This window comes from Halogeometricum borinquense DSM 11551 (assembly GCF_000172995.2).
Classification (GTDB): domain Archaea; phylum Halobacteriota; class Halobacteria; order Halobacteriales; family Haloferacaceae; genus Halogeometricum; species Halogeometricum borinquense.
Window position 1 is genome coordinate 2,207,017 of the sequence record NC_014729.1, and the last position, 24,486, is coordinate 2,231,502.

General features: G+C 60.5%; 23 protein-coding genes. 14 read left to right on the top strand and 9 right to left on the bottom strand.

Going from position 1 to position 24,486, the window contains the following annotated elements; all coding sequences use genetic code 11:
* Positions 1 to 81: 81 nt before the first annotated feature.
* On the bottom strand, positions 82 to 852 hold the full coding sequence (locus tag HBOR_RS11155; protein ID WP_006056673.1) for a VOC family protein: 771 nt from the start codon (positions 850 to 852) through the stop codon (positions 82 to 84).
* 137 nt (positions 853 to 989) lie between these two features.
* On the opposite strand from HBOR_RS11155, the gene HBOR_RS11160 reads away from it, so the two are divergent.
* Positions 990 to 2,429, top strand: coding sequence for an MATE family efflux transporter (locus HBOR_RS11160; RefSeq protein ID WP_174261570.1), 1,440 nt, complete (start codon positions 990 to 992; stop codon positions 2,427 to 2,429).
* A gap of 3 nt (positions 2,430 to 2,432) precedes the next feature.
* On the opposite strand, the gene HBOR_RS11165 is transcribed toward HBOR_RS11160, so the two are convergent.
* From HBOR_RS11165 to HBOR_RS11180, 4 genes are all read right to left on the bottom strand, one after another.
* Positions 2,433 to 2,924 (bottom strand): TIGR04206 family protein, encoded by a 492-nt coding sequence (locus tag HBOR_RS11165; protein WP_241432424.1) that lies wholly within the window; start codon positions 2,922 to 2,924, stop codon positions 2,433 to 2,435.
* A gap of 55 nt (positions 2,925 to 2,979) precedes the next feature.
* A complete protein-coding gene (locus tag HBOR_RS11170; RefSeq protein WP_006056670.1) occupies positions 2,980 to 4,347 on the bottom strand; it encodes an IS200/IS605 family transposon protein TnpB in 1,368 nt (455 codons plus the stop codon).
* A 124-nt stretch (positions 4,348 to 4,471) separates the two neighbouring features.
* Positions 4,472 to 5,209: a hypothetical protein gene (locus tag HBOR_RS11175; protein ID WP_006056669.1), complete on the bottom strand. Its 738-nt coding sequence runs from the start codon at positions 5,207 to 5,209 to the stop codon at positions 4,472 to 4,474.
* Positions 5,210 to 5,241: 32 nt separating this feature from the next.
* Positions 5,242 to 6,354, bottom strand: a complete 1,113-nt coding sequence (locus HBOR_RS11180) for an OBG GTPase family GTP-binding protein (protein ID WP_006056668.1) — start codon at positions 6,352 to 6,354, stop codon at positions 5,242 to 5,244.
* Between the two features lie 121 nt (positions 6,355 to 6,475).
* Between HBOR_RS11180 and HBOR_RS11185 the strand changes: the two genes are divergently transcribed.
* From HBOR_RS11185 to HBOR_RS11215, 7 genes are all read left to right on the top strand, one after another.
* Positions 6,476 to 6,676 carry a VNG_1110C family protein gene (locus tag HBOR_RS11185; protein WP_006056667.1) on the top strand — a complete coding sequence of 67 codons (201 nt, stop codon included), beginning with the start codon at positions 6,476 to 6,478 and terminating at the stop codon, positions 6,674 to 6,676.
* A gap of 53 nt (positions 6,677 to 6,729) precedes the next feature.
* Positions 6,730 to 7,095 (top strand): DUF7541 family protein, encoded by a 366-nt coding sequence (locus HBOR_RS11190; RefSeq protein ID WP_006056666.1) that lies wholly within the window; start codon positions 6,730 to 6,732, stop codon positions 7,093 to 7,095.
* A gap of 57 nt (positions 7,096 to 7,152) precedes the next feature.
* Positions 7,153 to 7,500: a DUF6684 family protein gene (locus HBOR_RS11195; RefSeq protein WP_006056665.1), complete on the top strand. Its 348-nt coding sequence runs from the start codon at positions 7,153 to 7,155 to the stop codon at positions 7,498 to 7,500.
* An 89-nt stretch (positions 7,501 to 7,589) separates the two neighbouring features.
* Positions 7,590 to 9,335 (top strand): cytochrome c oxidase subunit I, encoded by a 1,746-nt coding sequence (gene ctaD / locus HBOR_RS11200; RefSeq protein ID WP_006056664.1) that lies wholly within the window; start codon positions 7,590 to 7,592, stop codon positions 9,333 to 9,335.
* A gap of 386 nt (positions 9,336 to 9,721) precedes the next feature.
* Positions 9,722 to 10,015, top strand: coding sequence for a DUF7520 family protein (locus tag HBOR_RS11205; RefSeq protein WP_006056663.1), 294 nt, complete (start codon positions 9,722 to 9,724; stop codon positions 10,013 to 10,015).
* Between the two features lie 126 nt (positions 10,016 to 10,141).
* The gene (locus HBOR_RS11210) at positions 10,142 to 10,537 is read left to right on the top strand and encodes a universal stress protein (RefSeq protein WP_013440655.1); all 396 of its coding nucleotides are present in this window, start codon (positions 10,142 to 10,144) and stop codon (positions 10,535 to 10,537) included.
* Positions 10,538 to 10,747: 210 nt separating this feature from the next.
* On the top strand, positions 10,748 to 11,503 hold the full coding sequence (locus HBOR_RS11215) for a GNAT family N-acetyltransferase (protein ID WP_006056661.1): 756 nt from the start codon (positions 10,748 to 10,750) through the stop codon (positions 11,501 to 11,503).
* Here HBOR_RS11215 and HBOR_RS11220 read toward each other — a convergent pair.
* A complete protein-coding gene (locus HBOR_RS11220; RefSeq protein WP_006056660.1) occupies positions 11,500 to 13,113 on the bottom strand; it encodes a long-chain-fatty-acid--CoA ligase in 1,614 nt (537 codons plus the stop codon). The genes HBOR_RS11215 and HBOR_RS11220 overlap by 4 nt on opposite strands.
* A 174-nt stretch (positions 13,114 to 13,287) precedes the next feature.
* Between HBOR_RS11220 and HBOR_RS11225 the strand changes: the two genes are divergently transcribed.
* Positions 13,288 to 13,539 carry a DUF7576 family protein gene (locus HBOR_RS11225; protein ID WP_006056659.1) on the top strand — a complete coding sequence of 84 codons (252 nt, stop codon included), beginning with the start codon at positions 13,288 to 13,290 and terminating at the stop codon, positions 13,537 to 13,539.
* Between the two features lie 75 nt (positions 13,540 to 13,614).
* Here the strand turns inward: HBOR_RS11225 and acs are convergent, their stop codons facing one another.
* Together acs and HBOR_RS11235 are read right to left on the bottom strand one after the other, a co-directional pair.
* On the bottom strand, positions 13,615 to 15,594 hold the full coding sequence (gene acs, locus HBOR_RS11230) for an acetate--CoA ligase (RefSeq protein ID WP_006056658.1): 1,980 nt from the start codon (positions 15,592 to 15,594) through the stop codon (positions 13,615 to 13,617).
* A 98-nt stretch (positions 15,595 to 15,692) separates the two neighbouring features.
* Positions 15,693 to 17,396: an acyl-CoA mutase large subunit family protein gene (locus tag HBOR_RS11235; RefSeq protein WP_006056657.1), complete on the bottom strand. Its 1,704-nt coding sequence runs from the start codon at positions 17,394 to 17,396 to the stop codon at positions 15,693 to 15,695.
* A gap of 113 nt (positions 17,397 to 17,509) precedes the next feature.
* Between HBOR_RS11235 and HBOR_RS11240 the strand changes: the two genes are divergently transcribed.
* The 4 genes from HBOR_RS11240 to HBOR_RS11255 are packed head-to-tail and all read left to right on the top strand — an operon-like array spanning position 17,510 to position 21,808.
* Positions 17,510 to 18,124, top strand: a complete 615-nt coding sequence (locus tag HBOR_RS11240) for a nitrous oxide reductase accessory protein NosL (RefSeq protein ID WP_006056656.1) — start codon at positions 17,510 to 17,512, stop codon at positions 18,122 to 18,124.
* Positions 18,124 to 20,109, top strand: a complete 1,986-nt coding sequence (locus HBOR_RS11245) for a NosD domain-containing protein (RefSeq protein ID WP_006056655.1) — start codon at positions 18,124 to 18,126, stop codon at positions 20,107 to 20,109. The genes HBOR_RS11240 and HBOR_RS11245 overlap by 1 nt, the downstream gene beginning before the upstream one ends.
* Positions 20,106 to 20,972, top strand: a complete 867-nt coding sequence (locus HBOR_RS11250) for an ABC transporter ATP-binding protein (RefSeq protein WP_006056654.1) — start codon at positions 20,106 to 20,108, stop codon at positions 20,970 to 20,972. Before HBOR_RS11245 ends, HBOR_RS11250 begins: the two co-directional genes overlap by 4 nt.
* A complete protein-coding gene (locus tag HBOR_RS11255) occupies positions 20,969 to 21,808 on the top strand; it encodes an ABC transporter permease subunit (protein ID WP_006056653.1) in 840 nt (279 codons plus the stop codon). The genes HBOR_RS11250 and HBOR_RS11255 overlap by 4 nt, the downstream gene beginning before the upstream one ends.
* 16 nt (positions 21,809 to 21,824) lie before the next feature.
* Here the strand turns inward: HBOR_RS11255 and HBOR_RS11260 are convergent, their stop codons facing one another.
* Entirely contained in the window at positions 21,825 to 22,463 is a 639-nt protein-coding gene (locus HBOR_RS11260; protein ID WP_006056652.1) for an FAD-dependent oxidoreductase, read from the bottom strand.
* 277 nt (positions 22,464 to 22,740) lie between these two features.
* On the opposite strand from HBOR_RS11260, the gene HBOR_RS11265 reads away from it, so the two are divergent.
* Entirely contained in the window at positions 22,741 to 24,486 is a 1,746-nt protein-coding gene (locus HBOR_RS11265) for a 2-oxoacid:acceptor oxidoreductase subunit alpha (protein ID WP_006056651.1), read from the top strand.

The window sequence follows — 24,486 nt, forward strand, 5'->3', positions numbered from 1 at the left end:
AAGACAGATTGTAAAATGTATTGTTAAAATTATATTTATTCCTGTCAGATAGCAGAAAGAGAACGAGGCGTTCGAGGAGCGTTAGTTGTCAGTCGGTTCGAGAATCTCGATCTCGTGACCGTCCTGATCCTTGGTGAACGCGTATCGGTTATCGCAGGATTCGGGGTCGCGGTACTCTTCCGCGTCGCGTTCCAGCAGCGTCTCCCAGTACTCTCCGAGGTCGTCCGCGCGCACGCAAAGATGACCCCATGCGTCGCCCATATCGTACGTCCGGCCGTCGTAGTTGTACGTGAGTTCGACGGCCATCGCCTCTTCTGCGGCACCTTCGGGTTTCATGAAGTAGTTAGCGAAGGTGTCGGATTCCCAACGACCGGTGTGTTCGTACTCGAACTTCCGAGTCCAGAAGCCGAGGGCCTCGTCGGCGTCTTCAACGCGGATCATCGTGTGGTCGAGGCTCCATTTCGACCCGTGGTTTCGTTTGACGATTTCGACCTCGTGCCCGTCGGGGTCTTTCACGAAGGCGTAGCGTCCGCCACAGGACTCGGGGTCACGGTAATCCTCGACACCTTCGTCCATGAGTTGCTGATACGACGACTCCAGTTCGTCCTCGGGGACACGGACAGCGATGTGACCCCATGCGTCGCCCATCTCGTACGACCGGTCGTCGTGGTTGTACGTCAGTTCCAGCATCGCACCCTCCTCGTGCATCTCCTCAGGGCCGAGATAGACGTTAGTGAACGTATCTGCCTCCCAGCGGCCCTTCTCCTCGTAGTCGAGATGTGTCTTGTACCAATCTAGCGACTCGTCGAGGTCTTCGACGCGAAGCATCACGTGGTCGAGTACTCCGGACATGTTTCAGGGGTTGAACGGAGCGTCGAAAAGGATACCGAACGAGGAATCGAGGGGGTGTGAGCTGAAATGCTCCGATACGTACAAGTTCATCAAATCGAAACGAAGTGTATCGAATCGAAATAGGTGTCCTCCACGTCGTGTCCAGAGTTCCAAACCCCATCAGACGCTGTATCGTCTCCATCGGCCTCGTCCTCGCGCACTTCGGTATCATCGACCGCGACAGAGCCACCAGAACGGCCGAACTCGCGTGGCCCCGCATCGTCACCGGCCTTGCCCGCATGTCCAAGAACGCCGTGGACGTGGCGCTGGTCGGGAGTGCGTCTGGTGTCGCCGCCATCACTGGTGTCGGGTTCGCTGGTCCGTACTGGGGCCTTGCCTTCGCTCTCGGCGGGGGTGTTGCCGCCGGAACGCTCGCACTTGTTTCCCAGCGCTACGGCGCGGATCAATCGGACGGAATCGGTGTCGCAATCCGGTCGAGTACGCTCCTCGTCGTCCTCTCGACGCTCCCCGTCACTGTCATCTTCTGGCTGTTTCCCGTACAACTCATCTCGGTGCTGACGGACAATCCCAATGTAATCGACCTCGGCGCACGCTACCTCCGCCTCGTCGGTCTCGGTGTCCCGTTCGCCGGACTCAATCTCGTCGGGAGTCGCGCGCTCGTCGGCGCGGACGACGCCTACACCGCGATGCTCCTTCGCTCGGGTGGTGCCGTCACTAATATCATCCTTAGCGCGACGCTCATCTTCGGTCTCGACATGAGTGTCGAGGGTGCGGCGGTCGGAACTGTCCTCTCGAACGTCGTCGTCACGGGCGCGTTCGCGCTCGGACTCACCAGAGGGGAACTCCCGGGCGTTGGAGAGTTTCCGATACGTATTGACCCGTTCGGTCGCTACGTGGACCGGGAGATTATCGACGACATCGTCTCTATCGGCCTGCCTGTCTTCGGTCGCTCGCTCGTCTGGACGGTCGCAGAGTTCCCGATGCTCGCCATCGTCAATCTCTTCGGCAAGAATGTCGCCGCAGCGTTCGTCATCACGCGTCGCATCTGGGGCCTGATGAACACGCCGGGATGGGGCTTCGGATTGGCGTCGTCCAGTCTCGTCGGCCAAGCGCTGGGCAAAGACGACGAAGACACCGCAGAAGCGTACGGGCGCGAAATCGTCCGGTTCTCCGTCGCCACCTACATCGTCTCAGCGGTACTGGTCGCGATCTTCGCTGAACCAATCGTTCGTCAGTTCGTGAAGAATCCGGGGCCGGATGTTGTTCCGACCGCCGTCGGGCTTGTGTACGCCGCCTGCCTCGCGGTCATAATGCAGGGCGTCTCGGGCGCGTCGGCTGGTCCGCTGGACGCCAGCGGCGATACCAGTATCCCGTTCTACAGCCAACTACTCGGGATGTTCGGCTGTTCGATTCCGATCACCTATCTTGGCGCACAGACGGGACACATCGAGGCACTCTATCTCGCGTTACTCGCCGAAACGACCGTCCCGGCCGCCATCAACTACTACCGGTTCACCACCGGCAAATGGAAGTCTGTGAGTCAGCAGTACCGGCCCGGAAGCCCTGCAGACGACTGAGCCTCAGTTTTCCGACGACCTGTCTCTCTCAGTGTTGCGACCGATGCCGTAGATGTAGGCGGCGATGCCGAGCATGAGAACCGTTCCGACGGGCCACGCCGTCCGGCCGGGTTGGAACGAGAATCCCTGTGCAAAGGAGAGTTGTGCGACGCCTGCGGTGGCGAGCAGCCCGGCAACGACTCGCCGATCCTCGTACCCAACCGTCGGTGCGATAACCGCGAATCCCACGGCGAAGACGTACAACACCACCGAGAGCGGCCACGAATAGATGTACTCGGGCAACCCCATCGTGTAAACGAACAGGAAGTCGTAGAGGTTCGTCACCTGCAGCGGATTCGTATTGAGCAGCCCCCACGCGAACACAAACGTCGCGTCCCGACCCGAAAACACCTGTACTGACCACGGAACGAGGAGTAATGCGAGCAGTGCGGGGATGGTCCAATCGGGCGTTCGAGGCACGCCGGGAGGTCGGTGCCGATACGAGAAGAAGGACACGGTTTGACATCCTCCCACGGCTGAAGCCGTGGGATTCCTCCGGTGGGGATGTTGGCTACGCCGCATCCACGGAGGCAATTTTCCCGTCACTGGTACTCTGGTTTGTGCGCTTCTCGTTGGGACTTTCCCTCTCGGGAGAGTGTGGTATCTCCGACCAGTTGTGGTCGTCCCACTTGAGACGCACGGGCCGAGCCATCGACCCGACTTTGATTTTGCCAGCCTGTCGTTCGAGGAACGTGCGAGACGCACAGAGGTCGGCGTGGGCTTCGTGACCGCACGGACACCGGAACACGTCGCCGTCCCGGTCGGTGTCGTCCTGTTCGCCACACACCGGGCACGTTCGGGTTGTGTCGGCTTCAGACCGCACTTCGACTGTGATGCCGTATTCCTCGGCGGTGTCCGAGAGGCGGTCGATAAACGCCTGAAACGCCCAGAACTGGTGGGTCTTGGCGTTCACCTCGGCGCACCAATGCGTCGAGAGAACGTCCGTGAGGTCGCCTACGTACACCGTGGCGACCCCCTCGGCGTAAAGCCGTTCCAGCAGGTCGCGCACCAGTGCATCCTGCGCGTGGTCGCGCCGTCGCGTCCGTTTGCGATACAGCCGCCGTATCCGCCGACTGCTGTACCGTCCTTCGCGGAGTTTGGACTGGAGACGGGCGATTTCATCGGTCGTCTCGCGGAAGCGGGCAAACAGGTCCCGTCCTTCGTAGAGGTACTGCTGGCCGGTCGTGGTGGTACAGGCGACGAGATTGTTCGCGCCCACGTCCAAAGCGGCTTCTTCCGAAGCCAGTGGTGAATTCCGAAAACGCGAAGCGTTTTCGACTTCAGGAAAATCTTCGATTTTCCGTGAATCCTGTCGAGAATCAGGCACGGTGACAGGCTGAAAGGCCCTGAACGTGTCGTCTATCTCGTCGTACTGTATCTCCAGACGGCCCTGTTCGCCGTCCCACTTCGGGTCGCCAGCAACTTCGAGGCGCAGGCGGTCGTGATAGCCGAGGCCGTATTCATCTTTCAACTGCTGGCCGACCGGGATTTCGAGGCGACTTCGGTCGCCAGTTTCCAGCGTGTATTGGTCGTTGCGGATGTACGTGCGGAGTTCTCTGCCGTCGTCCTCGTTGCCCCAGTAGCCCGGCGGGGCGGTGTCCTCGCCATTCTCGCGGGCGGCGAAAAACGACTGCCACGCTGATTTGTTCTTCCGAATAACCTGCTGTGCGGTGGCAGAACCAAGCACATCGACGTACTGTTTGCGGTAGTCGGCGGTGTCCCACACGCTGTCGCCGTCGAAGAACTGCTGGCGGCGCTCGTAGTTCAACTCGTTCCACAGGCTGGCAGAGGCGTCCAACAGGTCCAGCAGTAGCCGCTCGTCGGCGTCTGAGAGCGGTCGTACCGCGAACGTGTTGGTTCGCCTCACGACGGCAGACATTAGTAGTTCTATGTCTAAATGTCTTTTGGACACAAGCGATGCGACCGAACATCGACATTTCCCACACGCTGAACGGGCGTGTGAGAGACTACGCCGAAGAACAGGGTATGGCTCTTGATGAAGCCTACCGAGAGATAATCAAAGCGGGATTGGAAGCGGTGGAACATCCAGACGAGTCGTAACTCGTTGTTTGCGACGGAATAGTGTCGCTCAGACCCACCCCTGAAGGGGTGGGCTTCCGCTCGCTACGTGTCATGTTGAGTGCCGATGCCTCCGCGTTCATCCGACGCACGTCCTCGTCGCCGGGGACGCCCGCCGAAAGCGACGACAGTTTCGACTGGTCGGGGACGACTTCGACGACCCGAACCTCGGTTCCGTTTACTGTGTCAGTTCCGCAGTCGTAGACGCGCGAAACGTCGAATAGCTGTCGCTGGCCGCCGAGCATGGTGTACGTGGTCCATGACCGGTTTTCGGGCAGTTCGGTCGCGTACGAGGCGTTCTCGACGTTGACGTACTCGGAGTACGGACACGGCTTATAGAGGGAATACCCACGGACGAACAGTGTCTTGCTCTCGCCGTCGAGAGAAATGGACATTCGATACGTGCGTTCGGAGCGGTTGAACGCCGCGTGGCCGTCGTAGGTCGCAGTTCGGCGTTCGCCTCCCTGTTTAGCGACGGCGGACCCGCTGATAGTGAACGAATAGGCCGAAACGTTCGTAGTCGCGTCGGCGGTTTGATTCACAAGACGCTCTGCGGCCGGATCACTCGGGGGACGCGTGTCGAACAGACCAGCGGCCCCAGCGCCGATGAGAGCGATAACAGCGATGACAACGAGGAGACCAAATTGTCTTGCGGAGAGCACACGCGAACGTGTCGCTCATTCAGAAAAAATCCTTACTTCCGCGCGACGATTCGGAGGATGTCCTCATCTTGGAGTTCGTGGTCACGACCGATCTGTTGTTCGTCGTGTTTTGCGCTGGGGCCGGTGACACGAGCGAACCGGAACCGCTCGTCTAATGTCCCGCCGAGTTTGTCGAGTGCGTCGTCGAGGGTGTTTTCTCCCTCCTGAAGAACAAGCGGTTCCTCGTAATCGACGCCGCGGCCGGGTTTGTCCATGAAGACGCGGATGAGCCCCAATCGCTCCCACATCGTCTCTTTCAGTCCCTCTAATCCCTTCTCTTTCTCCGCGCTGATGAACACGGCCTCATCGGGATCGATATCCATCTCGCGGAGTTGCTCGTTGACAGTCGGGAGATAGTCCTGATCGATCAGGTCGGCCTTGTTCACCGTGACCATCGACGGGAGATACACCCGGTTGTCCATGATGCCGTCGATGAGTTCGTCGATCGTCAGGTCACCGCGGATAGTAACGTCGGCGTTGACGTACCCGTACTCGCGGAGTACGTCTTTGATTGTCTCTTCATCCAGTGACACGTCATCGGTCATCGTCACTTGGATGCCGCCTTTGTGTCTCTTCGAGATAGAGAGATTCGGTGGCGTGGTGTCGAGCCGAATTTTGTTCTGATAGAGTTCCTCTTGCAGTCGTTCGTAGCGTTCGAGTTCGAACACCGAGAGCATGAAGACGACGAGATCAGCAGTCCGAACGACCGACAACACCTCTTTCCCGCCGCCGCGACCACCAGCGGCACCCTCGATCAGACCCGGAACGTCGAGAATCTGGATGTTCGCACCGTTGTAGTGGAGCATCCCAGGATTCACGTTTAGCGTCGTGAACTCGTACGCGCCGACTTCGCTGTCCGCGTTCGTGAGGGCGTTAATGAGCGTCGATTTGCCGACGCTCGGGAAGCCAACGAGAGCGACGGTCACGTCACCTGTCTTCTCGACGGCGTATCCGTGACCACCACCGCTGGAGGACTGATTCTCCAGTTTTTCTTTTTTCTCCGCGAGCTTCGCCTTCAGACGACCGATGTGCGATTCGGTCGACTTGTTGTACGGCGTATTTGCAATCTCCTCGCGGAGGTCTTCGATTTCCTCCTCCAGTCCCATCGGCTACACATGGGCTACGTACGTCGAAAAAGTTGTTCCTTCGGTCGTGGGTTCGCGTGCGTGCGCGTGAAATACTTCGACACCGTTATCACTCGACCTCGTGAGATGATGCACAGAGGACATGCCCGACCCGTCCAACCTCCGGGACAGCACGCAAATCGTCGTTCCGTGCGCCTCTCTCGACGATGTGCGTGAGCAGCTAGAGCAGCGATTCACAATAACGGTCTTTCCGATAAACGGGACGTGCAAGATCATCGGGAGTCCGGTCGAAATCAAGGCCGTCAACCAGTTTCTCACTCGGCACGGCGTAACGATTCCCTGACCGAACGGGTCGCCTTCCGAAGCGCTTTGTACGACGCGACACCTACGTCGGGTATGGACGACGCGCCGGGACTCTCCGACCAGTACCGGATGGCAAGCCCGTGGCCGATGTTCGTCGCACTCGGCATTCCCATCTCCGAAATCGGCATCTTGTTCGACCTGTTTCCCATCGCTGTCGGCGGCCTCCTTCTGTTCTCCGGGAGCGTTGCCGGGATAGCGCGAGAATCGGGATACGCAGAGACGCCGTGGACGCCGCTGGCCGCCATCGGAGTACTCCTCCTCGTCGTTGGTGGCGCGTTCTTGCTCCCCGCCATCGACCTCCAGACGCGCGGGTATGCCATCATCGTAAGTGGCGTATTCTTGCTGCTCGCTGGGCTTGCCGGCCGACTATCCTTCAGGGGTCGAGACACAACGTACTGAGGCGACGGGCGAACGCGAACCAACAACCTATTTGATTCCGCCCCGATACAGCCGAGTATGGCGAACGAGATATTCGACAGGGAAACACTACTCGACCTTACGGTCAACGTCATCCCGCTGGTCATTATCGCCTTCTTCATCGGCGCATTCGCCGTCTTCCCAGCGTTCGGCGTTGATCCGCTGGCGTCGGCGCTGCAGTACGGACTGCTCGTCGTCCCGTTCGTGTTCCTGGCAATCCTGACGTATCTGTCCGGGAAGGCAATCGCGGGCGACGAGAAGCGCTCGACCGTCTACCTCCCCGGACAGGCAACGGTGGACGATCCGACGACGCTCGAAGAGTACGAAGAGAAGGCCGAAGCGGCGACCAAAAGCGACCCTGAACTGACTGACGGCGAGAGCGCATAACGCCCGACCGCGTCCTGATTCTCGACACAGCTTCGATCCGCGAGAGCGTTCCCGAACCTTTCATTACGCTCCGTTCCTCACTCACAGCCATGCAGGTTAACGGACAGCTCGCACTGACGGTTCTCATGGGGGTCTTCCTCGTGGCCGTCGCCGCGTGGCTCGCGCGGATCGAAAACTGGCGCACGTACTCCCCACTTGCGGGGGGTAGTGGTGCCTTCGGGCAGAAGGAGGGATACGTCTCCGAAGAGAAGCCATCCGGAGTTATTCGGTGGCTGACCACTGTTGATCACAAAGACATCGGGATTCTATACGGCGCGTACGCACTCATCGCGTTCGCCGTCGGTGGACTCATGGTCGTGGTGATGCGGGTAGAACTCGCCGACCCCGGGATGACGCTCATCTCGAACACGTTCTACAACTCGCTTCTCACCAGCCACGGAATCACGATGCTGTTCCTGTTCGGGACGCCGATTCTCGCGGCGTTCTCGAACTACTTCATCCCGTTACTCATCGACGCCGACGACATGGCGTTCCCGCGTATCAACGCCATTGCGTTCTGGCTGCTGCCGCCGGCGGCGTTGCTCATCTGGGCGGGCTTCTTCCCGATCCCGGATGTCATCCCCGCACAGACTGCGTGGACGATGTACACGCCGCTCTCGGCCGGTGTCGGAAATGGGAATCAGGTTAATGCCGGTGTGGACCTGATGCTCCTCGGCCTGCACCTCTCGGGTGTCTCGGCCACGATGGGTGCGATTAATTTCATCGCCACCATCTTCTCCGAGCGTGCAGAGGAAGTCACGTGGGCGAACCTCGACATTTTCTCGTGGACCGTCCTCACCCAGTCAGGTCTCATCCTGTTCGCGTTCCCGCTTCTCGGCAGTGCGCTCCTGATGCTGCTGCTTGACCGGAACTTCGGCACGGCGTTCTTCGTTAACGGCGGCGACCCAATCCTCTGGCAACACCTGTTCTGGTTCTTCGGCCACCCCGAAGTGTACATCCTCGTGTTGCCTCCGATGGGTATCGTCAGCTACGTTCTGCCGCGGTTCTCGGGCCGTCGGCTGTTCGGATTCAAGTTCGTCGTGTACTCCACGCTCGCTATCGGCGTGCTGTCGTTCGGTGTCTGGGCGCACCACATGTTCGCCACCGGCATCGATCCGCGTCTCCGTGCGTCGTTCATGGCAGTCTCGTTGGCAATCGCCATCCCGAGCGCCGTGAAGACGTTCAACTGGATTACGACGATGTGGAACGGTAATATTCGGTTGACGACGCCGATGCTGTACTGCATCGGGTTCGTCTCGAACTTCATCATCGGCGGCGTCACCGGTGTGTTCCTCGCGTCTATTCCGGTGGACATCATCCTTCACGACACCTACTACGTCGTTGGTCACTTCCACTACATCGTCATGGGTGCGATCACCTTCGCCGGGTTCGCCGGAATCTACTACTGGTTCCCCATCTACACCGGCCGGATGTACCAGCGCACCCTCGGGAAAGCGCACTTCTGGCTCTCGATGATCGGGACCAACGTGACGTTCTTCGCCATGATTCTGCTCGGCTACGGCGGGATGCCGCGCCGGTACGCAACGTACCTGCCCCAGTTCATCACGATGCACCAGATTGCGACGCTCGGGGCGCTCATCCTCCTGGTCGGTCAGATCATCTTCGTCTGGAACTTCGTCCAGTCGTGGCTCGAAGGGCCGAAAGTCGAAGACGGCGATCCGTGGAACCTCAAAGAAGAAGGCCTCTACACCGCTGAGTGGCAGTGGTACGACCGCAAGGTCAAGACGGCCCTCGCAGACGGCGGTCACGAATCGGATTCCGAATCCGACTCGTGAACACACCGGAACGTCACAGACGTTCTGGGGCTGGCGAGGAAGAAAAAGCCCTCACCGGGGGCAAAGTCGTTGACGCTGACGACGAGTAACTAATCGGTCGCGGTTTCTTTTTGCGCACGTTGTTCTGCGAGCGGGAGCTATCACCGGCATCAACAGTCAGTAACGAAGAAAGCCGCCGCTCACGGGACAGAGAAGGCGAGTCGCCGCAGGTCAGTTAGATAGCGAGAAGGATCCCTGTCAGCGACATCAGTACTGCCACGGCGGCGAGGAGAAGACCGAGTAGGTCTTTGTCGGACATATTTGAACCTTAGTCCCCACGGTCAAAGAGTCGTCGGTGCGGTCCCGAGAACGGAACGGCTAACCGGGTGGCATACTGACCCGGAATCGTGAGCGAACGAACGGAAGACATCGATGACCACACCCAATCGGGAGGGCTTCGCGGTCCCCGTCTGGTCGCCATCTTGTACGTTGCCCTCGTCGCCGTCGCGGGACTTGCAGGCGTTCTCGTCGCCGTTTTTGTCGATGGGCTTCGCCCGCCACAGTTCCTGTTTCTCGTTCCGTTTCCACCGACACCACTCGGATTCGGGGCGTACGGAGCCTTGACGATTGCACTCGTGCTGGGAATTCCCTTAGCACTCGTCATCTACGTCTCACAGAACATCGACGAGAAAGCGACGTGAGTGCCGGCAGATCCAGCTAAACAGAGCGTATCGGAAACTCAATACTGCCGTTAACGGACAGTTCAGCCGTCGAATGTCGGCTCCGTCCCCCAAAAGACTAAGCTTTGTGCAACGACACGTGTGATTATGTATCATGTAGTGATCGGTATCGACGACGAGGAAACACATGCCCATCGCTGCGTCGAAGCGGTTGTTAACCTCCCGGGTGACTTCGACGAAAAGAAGGTAACGCTCATCCACAGTTTCATCGACAACCCGAGCGGTGCGTCAGCGACGCAGGTACACTCCGTCCGCGAGGCAGGCGAGATGCTGGAAGAACACGGCATCGAGTACACCGTCGAGGAGTCGAGCGGTGACCCCGCCAACGCCATCGTCTCGGTCGGAGACGAAACGGACGCGGATCTCATCGTCGTCGGCGGTCGGAAGCGGTCGCCCGCCGGAAAAGCCCTGTTCGGGAGCGTCACGCAGTCTGTGATTCTCGGGGCGACCCGACCCGTGATGGTCACCGGCGTCGAAGACTAGGGAATTCGTCGTACGTTGCACGGTTGTGTCTGCAAGTTCGGCGAGCGGCGACAGTTCTGTCTGGTTCCGTATTTCGTTTTCACGGACTCGTTCCGTCGGTTCTCCCATCGTCTCTCGATTTTACCTCAGAGTCGAGTCTGCAAGCCAGTTCAGGCCAGTTTTATTGACGCAACCACGAACATGAAGTAGTGTGGAAGTATAACACACACCATGGATCTTCGAGACGCGACAACTTCGGATATCAGACAAATTCGGACCGTCGCAAACGAGTCGATGAAAGCGTCCTACAGACACGCCATCGACGAGGAGACTATCGAGGAAGCCGTTGAGGGATGGTACGGCGACGACACGCTTTCGGAGTGGCTTACCGACGACGCTGTCGAATTCATCGTTGCCGTAGACGACGGCGACGTAGTCGGATTCGTCCAGTCGTACGTCTCGGAGGGACGCGAGACAGTTGGCGAGATCGATTGGCTCCACGTGATTCCGGACCACCGCGGCGAGGGAATCGGGTCGCAACTGCTCAAGCGCGCCGAGCAAGAACTGACCACCCGTGGCGTTGACCGTATCGAGGGGAGCGTGCTGGCGGACAACGAGGCTGGGGCGGACTTCTACGCCGAACAGGGCTTCGAGCGAACTGACGACCGGCGAATCGAAATCGGCGAGGAATCGTTCGAAGAACAGACGTACACGCAACGACTCGACGACGAAGGCGAACGCATCATCACCGAAGAGCGGACACTGGATGACGGGAGAACGGTGTACATCGCGTACGACGACGCCGTTCGCGGATCGAAAGCACCCTTTTATGCGGTGTACATGAATCCGGAGGAAAATGAGCGCTACGGGTGGATGTGCGGCGAGGACCAGAGCTTCGATATCGCCATGGATACGATGGATCGAATCGAGTGTAACTCCTGCGGGAACAAGCGCAAGGCGGCCCGGTGGGACGCCGCGTATCTCTAACCCTGTCCGACCATCCGGTCTTCGTCCTCCCACTCTTTCTCGCGTAGTTCGTACTTCTGAATCTTCCCGGTGGCCGTCTTCGGCAGTTCGGTGACGAACTCGATCTCCTTGGGCACTTTGTACGTCGCAATGCGCTCTCGTGTGTACGCGATAAGGTCGTCGGCCGTCACGCCGGGGTCGTCGGCGTCGCCGTGCGCCGGGACGACGAACGCCTTCGGCGACTCGCCCCACTCCTCGGAGGGCATGGGAATGACAGCAACGTCACCGACGGCGTCGTGGTCGAACAGCGTGTCCTCCAGTTCAATACTGGAGATGTTCTCCCCACCGGAAATGATGATGTCCTTCTTGCGGTCTTGGATAGTGATAAAGCCGTTTTCGTCCACGACGGCGAGGTCGCCCATATGATAGTAGCCCTCCAGACGGTCCGTGAACGCTTCGTCCGTCGCCTCGGGCTTGTTCCAGTAGCGGTCCATCACCTGATTGCCGCGGACGACGATTTCACCGACCGTCTGCCCGTCGCGTGCGACATCTTCGCCATCCTCGTCAACGACGCGGACATCGGTGCCGAGGTAGCCGATTCCTTGCTGTTTTTTCACCGCGAACCGGTCGTCGCTGTCGTCGTCGAAGAAGCGCCGAGCGTCGGACGTTGTGATGAGCGGTCCAGTTTCCGTCGCGCCGTAGACGTGCATGAGATACCAGCCGAACTCGTCTTCGACCGTCCGAATAGTTGCCTCGGGTGGTGCCGCACCCGCAGTGGCCGCGCGAACGGGCACGTCGCCCGTCGTCTCGACCCCGCCTTGCTTGTCGTAGTAGTCCATCAGCATGTTCAACACGGTCGGCGCGGCGCACATGTACGAGACGTGCTCTTCGCGCACGGTGTCGAATATCCATTCGGCGTCCACGCCGCGTGTACAGACGTGCTTTGCGCCGTTCCCCGTCACGGCGTAGATGTGGCCCCATCCGTTGACGTGGAACATCGGGAGCGTCCACAGATACACGTCGTCGTCGGAGATGTGCTGGTGGGACGTGATGAGGTAGGCATGAAGCGTCTCCGTTCGGTGTGTCCGGCAGACGCCCTTCGGGTCGCCTGTCGTTCCCGACGTGTAGTTGATAGTGATGAGTTCGTCTTCGGTCATCTCCGGGCGGTCGTAATCGGTCGATTCAGCGATGAGTTCGTCGAACGAGAGCCAGTCTCCATCGACCTGCGCTGTGTCGTTGGTGACAAACGTCTCAGTCGGTACGTCGTCGCGTATCGCCTCAATCTTCTCGGCGTATTCGTAGTCGGCGTACACCGCTTTCACGTCGGCGTCGGTCAGGATGTACTCGTAATCGGCGGGGACGAGGCGGTAGTTCAACGGAGTGTGAACCGCGCCGAGTTGCATCGTCCCGTACGCCGCTTCGAGATGGTAGTGGGTGTTCGGGTCCAACACCGCCACTCGGTCCCCTTTTTCGATGCCGTGAGCGGCGAGAGCCGCCGAAAATCCGTCCGCTCGCTCCCCGAGTTCCTCGTACGTGTATCGGTCGCCGGTCGTCGCAACAACCGCCTCTTTGTCGCCATAGTATTGCCGTGCTCGGTCCAAAAAGTCCGTGACGAGCAGTGGTTTCTCCATCGTGTATTTACTTCACTAACGTCAATGATAAATTCGTGGGTCAGCGCAAACGTTCCCCACCGCTCTGGACAGCTATTACGGATATGGAGTAGAACTGTTTACTCTAAACAGGAGTATATTCCAACATATTAAACGGAAGAAAGTAACTTTAGGACGTACGTCTAACAGTAATCCATGCCACTCTCAGAATATACCGGGCAATCGCCGCTGGGGAACGAGGACGCCACGGTGGTTCGTGTCGTCCCGCATCGACTGTGGCAACCCGGACAGACGCGGACAGAAGCGTGTACGAACTGCGGTGAGGAACTAGTCCTTTCGGAAGAACACCTTCTCGTTGTCCTCGAAGAAAGAGGAACGCGGACGCGACGCTACTTCAGTGAGGAGTCGTGCATCCGGGCATGGTTGGGCGAAGAAAAACAGGACTGATGGAAACGGTGTTGCAACCGGGACGACCGCTCCGTCAGTAGGCCATCCAGCGGTGAGGCGGCGGGCGATGCGATGTCAGTCGTTTTGGACCTTCGATTGAATCTCGGTGACGATTTCGGGATTTCGGAGGGTCGTGGTGTCGCCGAGTTCCTCGTCGTTCGCAATCTCTTCGAGCAGCCGGCGCATTATCTTGCCGGAGCGCGTCTTCGGCAGTTCAGGTGTGAAGACGACCTGTTCGGGTCGAGCGATAGGACCGATAGCGTCCTCGACCCCGGCGACGATTTTGTCGCGCATCTCGTCGGTTCCCTCGTAGCCGTCTTCGAGGATGACGTACGCGTAGACGGCTTCACCTTTCACCTCGTGGTCACCGCCGACGACTGCTGCCTCCGCGACGCCCTCGACGCCGACGATGGCCGATTCGATCTCCATCGTTCCGAGGCGGTGCCCGGAGACGTTTAGCACGTCGTCCACACGGCCGAGGATGGTGATGTAGCCGTCCTCGTCTATCTTCGCACCGTCCTCGGGGAAGTACACCCACTCGTCGGCGTCGGGGTCGGAGTACTCCTCCCAGTACTCGGAAATGAACCGCTCGTCGTTGTTGTACAGCGTGCGGAGCATCCCCGGCCACGGTTTGTTCACCGTGAGGTAGCCCGCCCGCCCGGCTTCGACTTCCTCGCCGCCGGGGTCTACGACACGGGCGTCGATACCGGGGAGGGGCGGCCCGGCGGATCCGGGCTTCATCGTCCCGATACCGGGGAGCGTCGTGACCATCATCCCGCCAGTCTCGGTCTGCCACCACGTGTCCACAACGGGACACTCCTCGTTACCGATGTGTTTGTAGTACCACTTCCATGCGCGCGGGTTGATCGGTTCACCCACCGTACCGAGAAGGCGGAGCGACGACAGGTCGCGGCGTTCGGGGAACTCTGTGCCCCATTTCATGAATGCACGAATTGCCGTCGGCGCGGTGTAGAACACGTCAACTGCGTACTTCTCGACGAGTTCCCACAGTCGGTCCCGTTCGGGGAAGTCAGGCGTTCCCTCGTACATCACCGTCGTTGTCCCCAGCGAGAGCGGGCCGTAGACGATATAGGAGTGTCCGGTAATCCAGCCGATGTCTGCCGAACACCAGTAGGTGTCCTCGGGCTTGATGTCGAGGACGGCGTGTGATGTCCACGACGTGTACGCGAGATAGCCACCGGTGGTGTGTTTCACTCCTTTGGGTTCGCCCGTCGTCCCCGAGGTGTACATGAGGAACAGCATATCCTCGGCGTCTCGCGCCACGGGTTCGACGCGTTCTCCGTCGTGTGTGTCCAGCAGGTCGTCCCAATCGTGCTGGTTGCCCTTCAAATCGTGGCCGAAGCCGTCGTCTCCGAGCCTATCGACGACGACGGTGGCATCGACGCCGTGATCTACGCCACCGAGACCATCATTTGCTTTCTCAAGATGGTCAAGGGCGTCGCCGCGACGGTAGTAGCCGTCACAGGTCACGAGGAAGCGCGACTCCGCGGAGTTCATCCGCGTGGCGAGTGCGTCGGCGGAGAACCCGGCGAACACGACCGAGTGGGGCGCGCCGATTCGGGCGCACGCGAGCATCGCAATGGGCAGTTCCGGCACCATCGGCATGTACATCGTCACCACGTCGTCTTCCTCGACCCCCAAATCGAGAAGCGCCGCGGCGAACTCGTTTACCTCACGGTAGAGATCCTGATAGGTGTACGTCCGCGTCTCACCATGCTCGCCTTCCCACTTGATGGCGACGCGATTTTTGTCACCGTTCTCGACGTGTCTATCAACGCAGTTATACGACGCGTTCAGCGTTCCGTTGACGAACCACTCGTAGAACGGTTCCTCGGAGTCGTCCAGCACCTCGTCGTAGTCCTCGAACCAATCCAGCATCTCGGCCGCACGCTCCCAACTGTGCGGCCAGTCCTCCTCAAACTCGTCGTAGATAGCTGGGTCCGAAACGTTCGCCTGTTCGACGAACTCGTCAGAGGGTTCGAACTCCTCCTGTTCAACTAACCGCGCCTCAAGTTCACCGTCACCATCTGACATAGGTCGTGTTAACTACCGAACCACGGCTGATAAATCTATGTGAACGAACAAACAGATTATCAACCGACGGCGGCGAGATAGTCAGGTCTTCGAGAGGGTCATCGGGTGACGCCAACCGTCTCGCGGTACGTCCCGTGTTCTTCGGCAAACACGTCCATAATCTCGCCCATCGTGGCGTACGCTTTCACCGCCGCTATCAGTGCTGGCATAACGTTGTCGCCGGCTTCGACAGCTTCCTGAATCTCGTCTAACGCGGCTTCGACTTCCTCGTCGTCTCGTTCCGCTTTGACGTTTTCGAGGCGTTCTAACTGCCGTTCTTGCGTCTCCTCGTCCACCATGAGGAGGTCAGGACGGGTGTCTTCGTCCATCGTGTACTTGTTGACGCCGACGACAATTTCCTCCTCGTCTTCGACGCGCTCTTGGTATTCGTACGACGCCTCCTGAATCTCGCGGTGGAAGTAGCCCTCTCCGATTCCGGTGAGGATACCGTCACGGACGGATCCATCGCCCATCTCCCGTATCTCCTCGATGTACGCCATCGCCTCTTCCTCGACTTCGTCGGTGAGCGATTCGACGAAGAAACTCCCGCCGAGAGGGTCGATCACGTCCGCCGCACCTGACTCCTCTGCAATGATCTGTTGGGTCCGGAGGGCGACCCGGACGGCCTCTTCGCTGGGCAGTGCGAGGGCTTCGTCGTAACTGTTCGTGTGAAGACTCTGCGTCCCACCGAGAACGCCCGCGAGCGCCTGAATCGTCACGCGGACGATGTTGTTGAGGGGCTGCTGGGCCGTAAGCGACTGACCAGCCGTCTGCGTGTGGAATTTCAGACGCTTGGATTCTGACTTTTCGGCGTCGTACCACTCCTCCATCACGCGGGCGTAGATGCGCCGAGCGGCGCGGAACTTCGCCACCTCCTCGAAGATAGAGTTGTGCGAGTTAAAGAAGAAAGAAAGCAGCGGCGCAACGACATCGACATCCATCCCGCGGTCGAGTGCGTCCTCGACGTAGGCGAAGCCGTCTGCGAGAGTGAACGCGAGTTCCTGTACGGCCGTCGAACCCGCCTCGCGGATGTGGTAGCCCGAGACGGAGATGGGGTGGAACTTCGGCGTCTGCTCGGCCGCGAACGCCACAGTGTCGGTTACCAACTCAAGCGACGGCTCCGGTGGGATGACCCACTCTTTCTGCGCGATGAACTCCTTTAGCATATCGTTCTGGAGGGTGCCGCGAATCTCCTCTCGCGGAACGCCCTGCTGGTCTGCAAGGGCGATGTACATCGCGTAGATAACCGGCGCGGAAGGGTTGATAGTAAAGGACGTTGATACTTCCCCGACGTCGATGCCGTCGAACAGAATCTCCATGTCGCGGAGAGTATCGACGGCGACGCCCTCCTTGCCGACCTCACCGTCAGCAAGCGGGTCGTCGGAGTCTTTTCCCATCAGCGAAGGCATATCGAACGCCGTCGAGAGGCCCGTCTGACCCTCGTCGATGAGGTAGTGAAATCGTTCGTTCGTCTCTTCTGCGGTACCGAACCCGGCGAACTGTCGCATCGTCCACGTCCGGCCACGGTACATCGTCGGATACGGCCCGCGGGTGAACGGGTACTCGCCGGGGAACCCGAGATCTTCCTCGAAGTCGAGGTCCGCCACGTCGTTCGGCGTGTACAAATCATCGACCTCGAGGTTTGAAATGGTTGCAAACCGGTCTTTCCGCTCGCCGAACCGGTTTCGTACTGGGTCGCGTGTTTCCGATTCCCACTCCTCACGAGACTCACGGATGTCCGCGAGTTCGTCCTCGTCGTACATAGCCCGGGATTTGCCGGGCAAATGATTAAGGATTCGGGTGCCGGCACAACTGTCAGACAATTGAAAGTCGAACGAACAGACCAGTTATTTTGGTCCAAGTATTAGCCGGGCGCATGTGTGATCAACGACCCGCAGACGATGGAAACACGTTCCGACGACGACACTTTCTGCTTGCCAGCGCGGGCGTCGGAGCGGCGTCTCTCGCGGGATGTCTTGGGGGCAACGAGGGTGGCGGCGACGGAGGGCAGACGACAGCACCCACAGCGGTCACGATACCGGAGGGTTCGACCTGCGAAGTGTGTGGGATGAACATCCGACAGAATCCCGGACCGATAACGGAAATCTTCTACCAAGACAAGCAACCGAACGGCCACGACAACCCCGCACGCTTCGACAGCGTGTGGGAAGCGTACCAGTACGAGTTCGAAAAGGACGACGCCGGATGGACGGACGTGGCCTTCTACGTCACCGACTACTCGTCCGTCGAGTACCGGACGTTCGAGGAAGGCGGCGACACCTTCATTTCGAGCAACTACGAGTCGTCGGCGTTCGTCCCGGCCACCGAGGTCACGTACGTCGTTGACTCGTCGGTAAAGGGGGCGATGGGCCGTGATCTCGTCCCCTTCTCGAAGGCGTCGGACGCGGAGTCGTTCCAGTCAGAGTTCGGCGGATCGCTGGCGACACACGATGAAGTGACTCCTGAGGTCATTGCTGGAATCGGTCAGTGATGGCGCTCCTGACGCCAGCGGAGACGCGATGGGTAGTGGGCGTGGTGGCCGTTATCCTCCTTCTTGCTAGCGTCTCGTTCGTCTTAACGCCGGTTAGCGGCGAGCAGTTGCAACCCGTCAACTACGAAGATACGGTGGACATGGGTGGAACTGGCGTTGACCTCCGCCGGGCCGAAGCCGAGGGATTCGTCCTTCCGCGCTCGGAGGTGTTTTTCTCCGGCTACCGGTATGTCGTCGGCTACGGCGGTGTCGATACCGCGGCGAGCGAACTGGCCGACCCCAGCACGCGGCGGCAGTTCGGGCGTCCGCTGGCCGTCTACGTCTCGGACTTTTCGACGATTTCCCCGACGCTGTCTGAGGACGGATTCGTCGTTCCCGAACAGGGCCGCGCCGTCGGGTGGACAGCGGCAGAATCAGCCCACTTCGTCGTCGGAAGTGAGGCCCGCGTCCCCTCAGGACCGGCGGTACTTCCGTTCTCGAAGCGGCAGGATGCAACACAGTTTGCGGCGGCCAACGGCGGCGACGTGGTGGACTGGAAAACGCTTCAGTCCCGCGTCGGTGACCCACTGCAGAACCGACTCGCGCGGTTCGAGCGCGAGGAGACCACACGGCGAACGTGGGCAAACGAGACGGTAGCGACGGCCGACGAGCGTCTGGACCGACCGCGCTCGGTCGTCGTCGGAGAAGACGCCCCAACTGTTGCCGCCGCTGTCGAAGCGGCACCAGCGAACACCACCGTCTTCCTCCCGGCGGGGACGTACCGCGTCGATTCGGTCGTCGTCAACCGCTCTGTGACCATCGCCGGTGCGGGACCACAAACGGTTATTCGCGGTGACGGAAACGGGACTGTCTTCCACCTCCGCGCGGACGGCGCGGCAGTGACCGACCTCCGGATTACGGGCGTCGGCGACGTGGGGAGTCGCGGGTTCGACCGGCGAAACGAGACGCTAAACTGGGATACGACGGTCCAGTTAGCGTACGGGTACGGCGATGCCGCGATAGTTTTAGACGATGCCGACCGCGGCGTCGTAGCCGACGTAACGATAGACACACCAGCAAGCGGCGTTATCGTCCGTCACAGTAACGAATCGGTGCTACGGAATCTGACCGTCAACGGAGCCGACACCGCCTCAGAGGGGTTTATGGGTGCCATCCTCATCGGAGCGCGGAGCGTGGTGGAAGAATCGACGTTCTACGACGGCCGCGACGGCGTCTACACGCACCGCGCCGACGGGAGTGTCGTCAGAGAGAACCAGTTTGCACCCGGCAGATACGGCGTTCACGAGATGTACACCTCGGAAACACTCGTCACAGACAACGTCGTGCGCGACGCGCAAATGGGCATCATCGTGATGACCCGACCGACAAATAACCTCATCGTCGGCAACGAAGTCAGAGACAGCGAGTTCGGCATCGTCCCCGCCGGAGGCGACTCCTACTACGCCGAAAACGTCGTCGTCGGCAACGAGTACGGCCTACAAGTCGCTGGCGACCGGAACACGTTCGCCGCAAACGTCGTCGTCGGCAACGACGTTGGACTCCGAGCGACGGATATTCTCCCGTCGAACTGGGTCGTACGAAACGACGTGGTAGCGAACGCCCGCCGGGTTGCGTCAAACCTCGGCCCGCTTCGAACGTGGACGCATCACGGTGTCGGCAACTACTGGGGTGCGCTTCCTCTCCCCGATGCCGACGGCGACGGCGTTTACGACCGCGCGTACCAACCGTCTGGTTCAGTCGATGCCCGTCTCGGTGAGACGCCGGGAACGACAACGCTGGCCCAGTCTCCCGCCGCCGCGACGCTCCGCCGCGTCCGGGACGTTGTCTCCGGACTCCGACAGACGGGCGTCGTCGATACGGCGGCGCGAACCCGACCGTTCGACCCTGAGGCGGTGGTTGAAGCGATGAATGCGACAGAGACGACGAATAGCACCGTGATCGATGCAGCGGACACCAGCCAGCAGACCGGAGGTGCATCAGCGTGACTAACAGTGTGAAGGACGAATACGCACAGAACGACACGGCGGCCAGCGACGGTGAGAGTGGATCAAACGACGAACGCGGTTCCGACGCGGGCCACGTCGAAGCAACCAACGCGACTACTGCACTCCGCGCCAACAACATCTCCCGGTCGTTCGGCGACGTTTCGGTGTTCTCGAATCTCTCGTTCGGCGTGGAACGAGGGGAAGTGTTCTCTTTGGTCGGCCCGAACGGGTCCGGAAAATCGACGCTACTCGAAGTCCTTGCGGGCGTCCGGCCGACCAGTACCGGATCAGTGACGGTGTCACAACGCGAAGACGGGGTCCGTGAAGTGGGTTACCTACCGCAACGGCCCAGTTTCCGCGACGGATTCACCGCGCGCGACACCCTCGACTTCTACGCGCGCTTTCTCGACGGTGTCGGCGACGACGAAGTAACAGAGACGCTCGAACGGGTCGGACTCTCCGGCGTCGCAGACCGGTCGGTAGGGTCGCTGTCCGGCGGGATGACTCGCCTCCTCGGACTCGGACAGGCAGTGCTCGGTGACCCGGCGGTTCTCGTCCTCGACGAACCCGGCAGTGGACTCGACCCGGCGATGGTCGAACGACTGTTCGGTATCGTCGGCGAACTCGCTCAGTCGGGATCCGCCGTGGTCGTCGCATCGCACGAACTTCCGGCCATCGAGACGTACGCCGACACCGTCGCGGTCCTCGACGGCGGCGAGTTCGTCGCTCGCGGGACGCCTGAATCGCTTCTGTCACAGGCCGAAGCAGACACTCTGCCCGACGCGTTCCTCCGTCTCGTCGGGGCCGAAGCAGGGTCGGTCACAGTTCGCGCGGACGCCACCTCGCGGGAGGCTACTCGATGAACCGCGACTCGTTCGACTACCTGTTCGTCGTGGCGACGCGCGAACTCCGGACCGTCGCCCGAACGCCCGCACTCCTTGCGCTCGCTGCGGCGTTCACCGTCAGCATCGTGGGTGTCGCGTGGGCCGGATCCGGCGGCGGCGGCGGATTCGTCCCGCTGACGCTCGACCTCCTGACGTTCGTCGAGGTGCTCGTCCCGTTGCTCGCGTTCGCCTTCGGCTACCGAACTGTCGTCGAAGACAGGCTAACGGGCGAACTCGACGTGTTGCGAACGTACGACGTGAGTCGAATCGCATACGTCGGCGGCGTCTACGTCGGCCGCGGCGTTGCGCTGGTCGCCACTGTCGTCCTCGCGCTCGTCCTCGGTGGTGCGCTCGTTCCGCTGTTGACCGCCGACGTGCCGACGTTTCTCGCAATCAACACGGCAGCGGACTCGGCGCTTCGGTTCGTCCGATTCGTCGTCCTCGCGGCGGCGTTCACGTTAGTCGCACTCGCGGCGACGCTGGCTGTTTCCGCCGCGGCGCGGACCGTCCGGACGGCGTTCGCGCTGGCGGCCGTCCTCGCGGCGCTGTTCGTGCTCGGTATCGACACGACGCTCTTGGCTGGACTCGCCGCCGGCGTCGTGCCGGCCGAGGGCATCGCTGGACTCCTCGCACTGAGTCCGAACAGCGCGTTCAGAGGGCTCGTCCTCTCGTCAGCCGTCGGCGTCGTCGGCGGTGCCGAGGTCACCGCTGGAAGCCCACTCTGGAACGTCATCGGACTCCTCGTCTGGTGGGTCGGCAGTCTCGGGATCGCTGTGTGGCGTGTCTGGCCCGCCGTCGAAGACGTGACCAACTAAAACAGAACAGACGGATTCAGCCGAAGTTTTCTACTTTCGCGGCGTCGCTGTCGCCACCCGCAGCATCGATTGCCCCCTCGGCGGCCGCGACGAAGTCGCTGAATCCGTAGACGAACACCTGTTCTTCCGCCCCATCTGTTACAACGTCAGCGACGGCGTCAGTGATCTCGTCGTCGGTTATAACCACCGACGCACCCGCGTCACGGAGTTCATCCAGCCTCTCCTCGTGCGCGGGCGCGCTAGTCTGGTAGATAATGGCCACTTGGTTGCCGTCAGCGACGGCGGCTTCGCCGATGCCGACGGCGGGACCGATACCCGGACCGCCTGCGAGAACGACGGCGCGCGACTCGCCCTGATAGTAGCTCTGTCCGAACGGCCCGGAAACGTCGAGTGTGTCACCCGTATCGAGGTCCACGAGGAACTGACTGAACGGCCCGGCCTCCTCGGGGTCGATGCCGACAGTGACCTCGAACGTCCCCTCAACATCCGGCGAAGAGAGCGTATAGAATCGGCTGTACTCCTCCCCTTCGACCGCTGCGGAGAGCTTCACGAACTGGCCGGGGTCGGCCTCGAATCCATCAGGCGACTCGAATTCGATGGCGACCGTCTCGGGCCCAACGTCACGGACCGCGGCGACGGTGACTGTCGTATCCATACCCCTCGGTTCGAGGCCGGTGCCGAAGGGTCTTGTTATCACAACAACGGTGATACCAAGGGGGATTCGACGGGGGTGTGGGTAGGCCCATCATACAGATGAAGCGCAGTTGACGAACGCGTCATTATTTACGTGCGACGTGCAGAAACGCGTCGATGCCGAGTCGAGAAATGCCCGTACGGATGGGGAACGCGGGCATTTTCCCGAATTGAGTCGTTCATTGTTTTCAATGCCTTTCAGAAGGCTTTTCATCGGGCCATGGGTACGACCAACCCACATGCCTGCGGACTTCAACTGGGCCATCGGCGGGGAAGCCGGCGATGGTATCGACTCGACGGGGAAGATCTTCGCCCAGGCACTCTCTCGGGCTGGACGACACGTCTTCACCTCGAAGGACTTCGCGTCGCGCATCCGCGGTGGATACACGGCGTACAAAGTCCGAACAGCGGTGGATCCGGTGCAGAGCGTCGTCGATCGGCTCGACGTGCTCATCGCGCTGACCCCACGAACTATCGAGGAGAACCTCGACGAACTTCACGAGGGTTCTGTCATCATCTACGATGGTGAACGAACCACGATGGAGAACGTCGAGATTCCCGAGGGGATGATCGGGCTGGACGTTCCTCTCAAACGACTCGCCGAGGAAGCCGGTGGGGCCATCATGCGCAACGTCGTCGCACTCGGTGCGGCGTGCGAGGTCGCAGAGTTCCCCATCGAGAACCTCGACAGCGCACTGGAGAAACGCTTCGGATCGAAGGGTCAACAGCTCGTTGACAACAACAAGGAGGCGGCACGGAAAGGTCAAGACTACGTCGCCGACGAGTACGATCACGAGTTCGACTACGACCTCGAAACGACCGACGAGGACTACGTTCTCCTGAACGGCGACGAAGCCATCGGGATGGGCGCAATCGCGGCCGGCTGTAAGTTCTACGCCGGGTACCCCATCACGCCCGCGACGGACGTCATGGAGTACCTCACGGGTCGCATCGAGAACTTCGGCGGACACGTCGTTCAAGCCGAAGACGAACTCGCGGCAATCAACCTCGCACTTGGTGCGGCACGCGCGGGTGCGCGGTCGATGACTGCGACCTCCGGTCCGGGTATCGACCTGATGACCGAAACGTTCGGTCTGGTCGCCACCTCGGAGACGCCGCTCGTCATCGTGGACGTAATGCGCTCCGGTCCCTCGACCGGGATGCCGACGAAGCAAGAGCAGGGTGACCTGAACATGCTTCTGTACGGCGGTCACGGCGAGATTCCGCGCTTCGTTCTCGCACCGACGACGATTGCTGAGTGCTTCTGGAAGACTGTCGAAGCGTTCAACCTCGCCGAAAAGTACCAAACGCCCGTCTACCTCACGGCCGACCTCGCGATGGCGGTCACAGAGCAGACGTTCTCTCCGGAGATGTTCGACATGGACAAAGTCGAAATCGACCGCGGAAAGGTCGTCGACGAAGACACCATCTCCGAGTGGCAAAACGAGAAGGGGCAGTTCCAACCCCACGCCATCACCGAGGACGGCATCTCGCCGCGCGCGTTCCCCGGCACGGACGAGGGGGCGCACATGTCCACGGGTCTCGAACACGACGAACTCGGCCGTCGGACCGAAGACACGGACATGCGCATCGAACAGGTAGACAAACGTACTCGCAAAGTCGAGACGGCGAAGGCCGAAGAGGACTGGAGTCCGCGCGAGTTCGGAAACCCCGATGCCGACACGCTGGTCGTCTCGTGGGGATCGAACGAGGGTGCGATGATCGAGGCTATCGACTTCCTCGAAGAGGACGGCATCGACGTCCGGTTCCTCTCGATTCCGTACATGTTCCCGCGCTACGACCTAACCGAGGCATTCGAGGAAGCCGACGAAGTCATCGTGGTCGAGTGTAACGCCACGGGGCAGTTCGCCGACATCATCGAGCACGACACGCTTACACGCGTCAAGCGTGTGAACAAGTATAACGGCGTCCGATTCAAGGCGGACGAACTCGCAGCGGACATCAAAGAGACGCTGGAGGCCTAA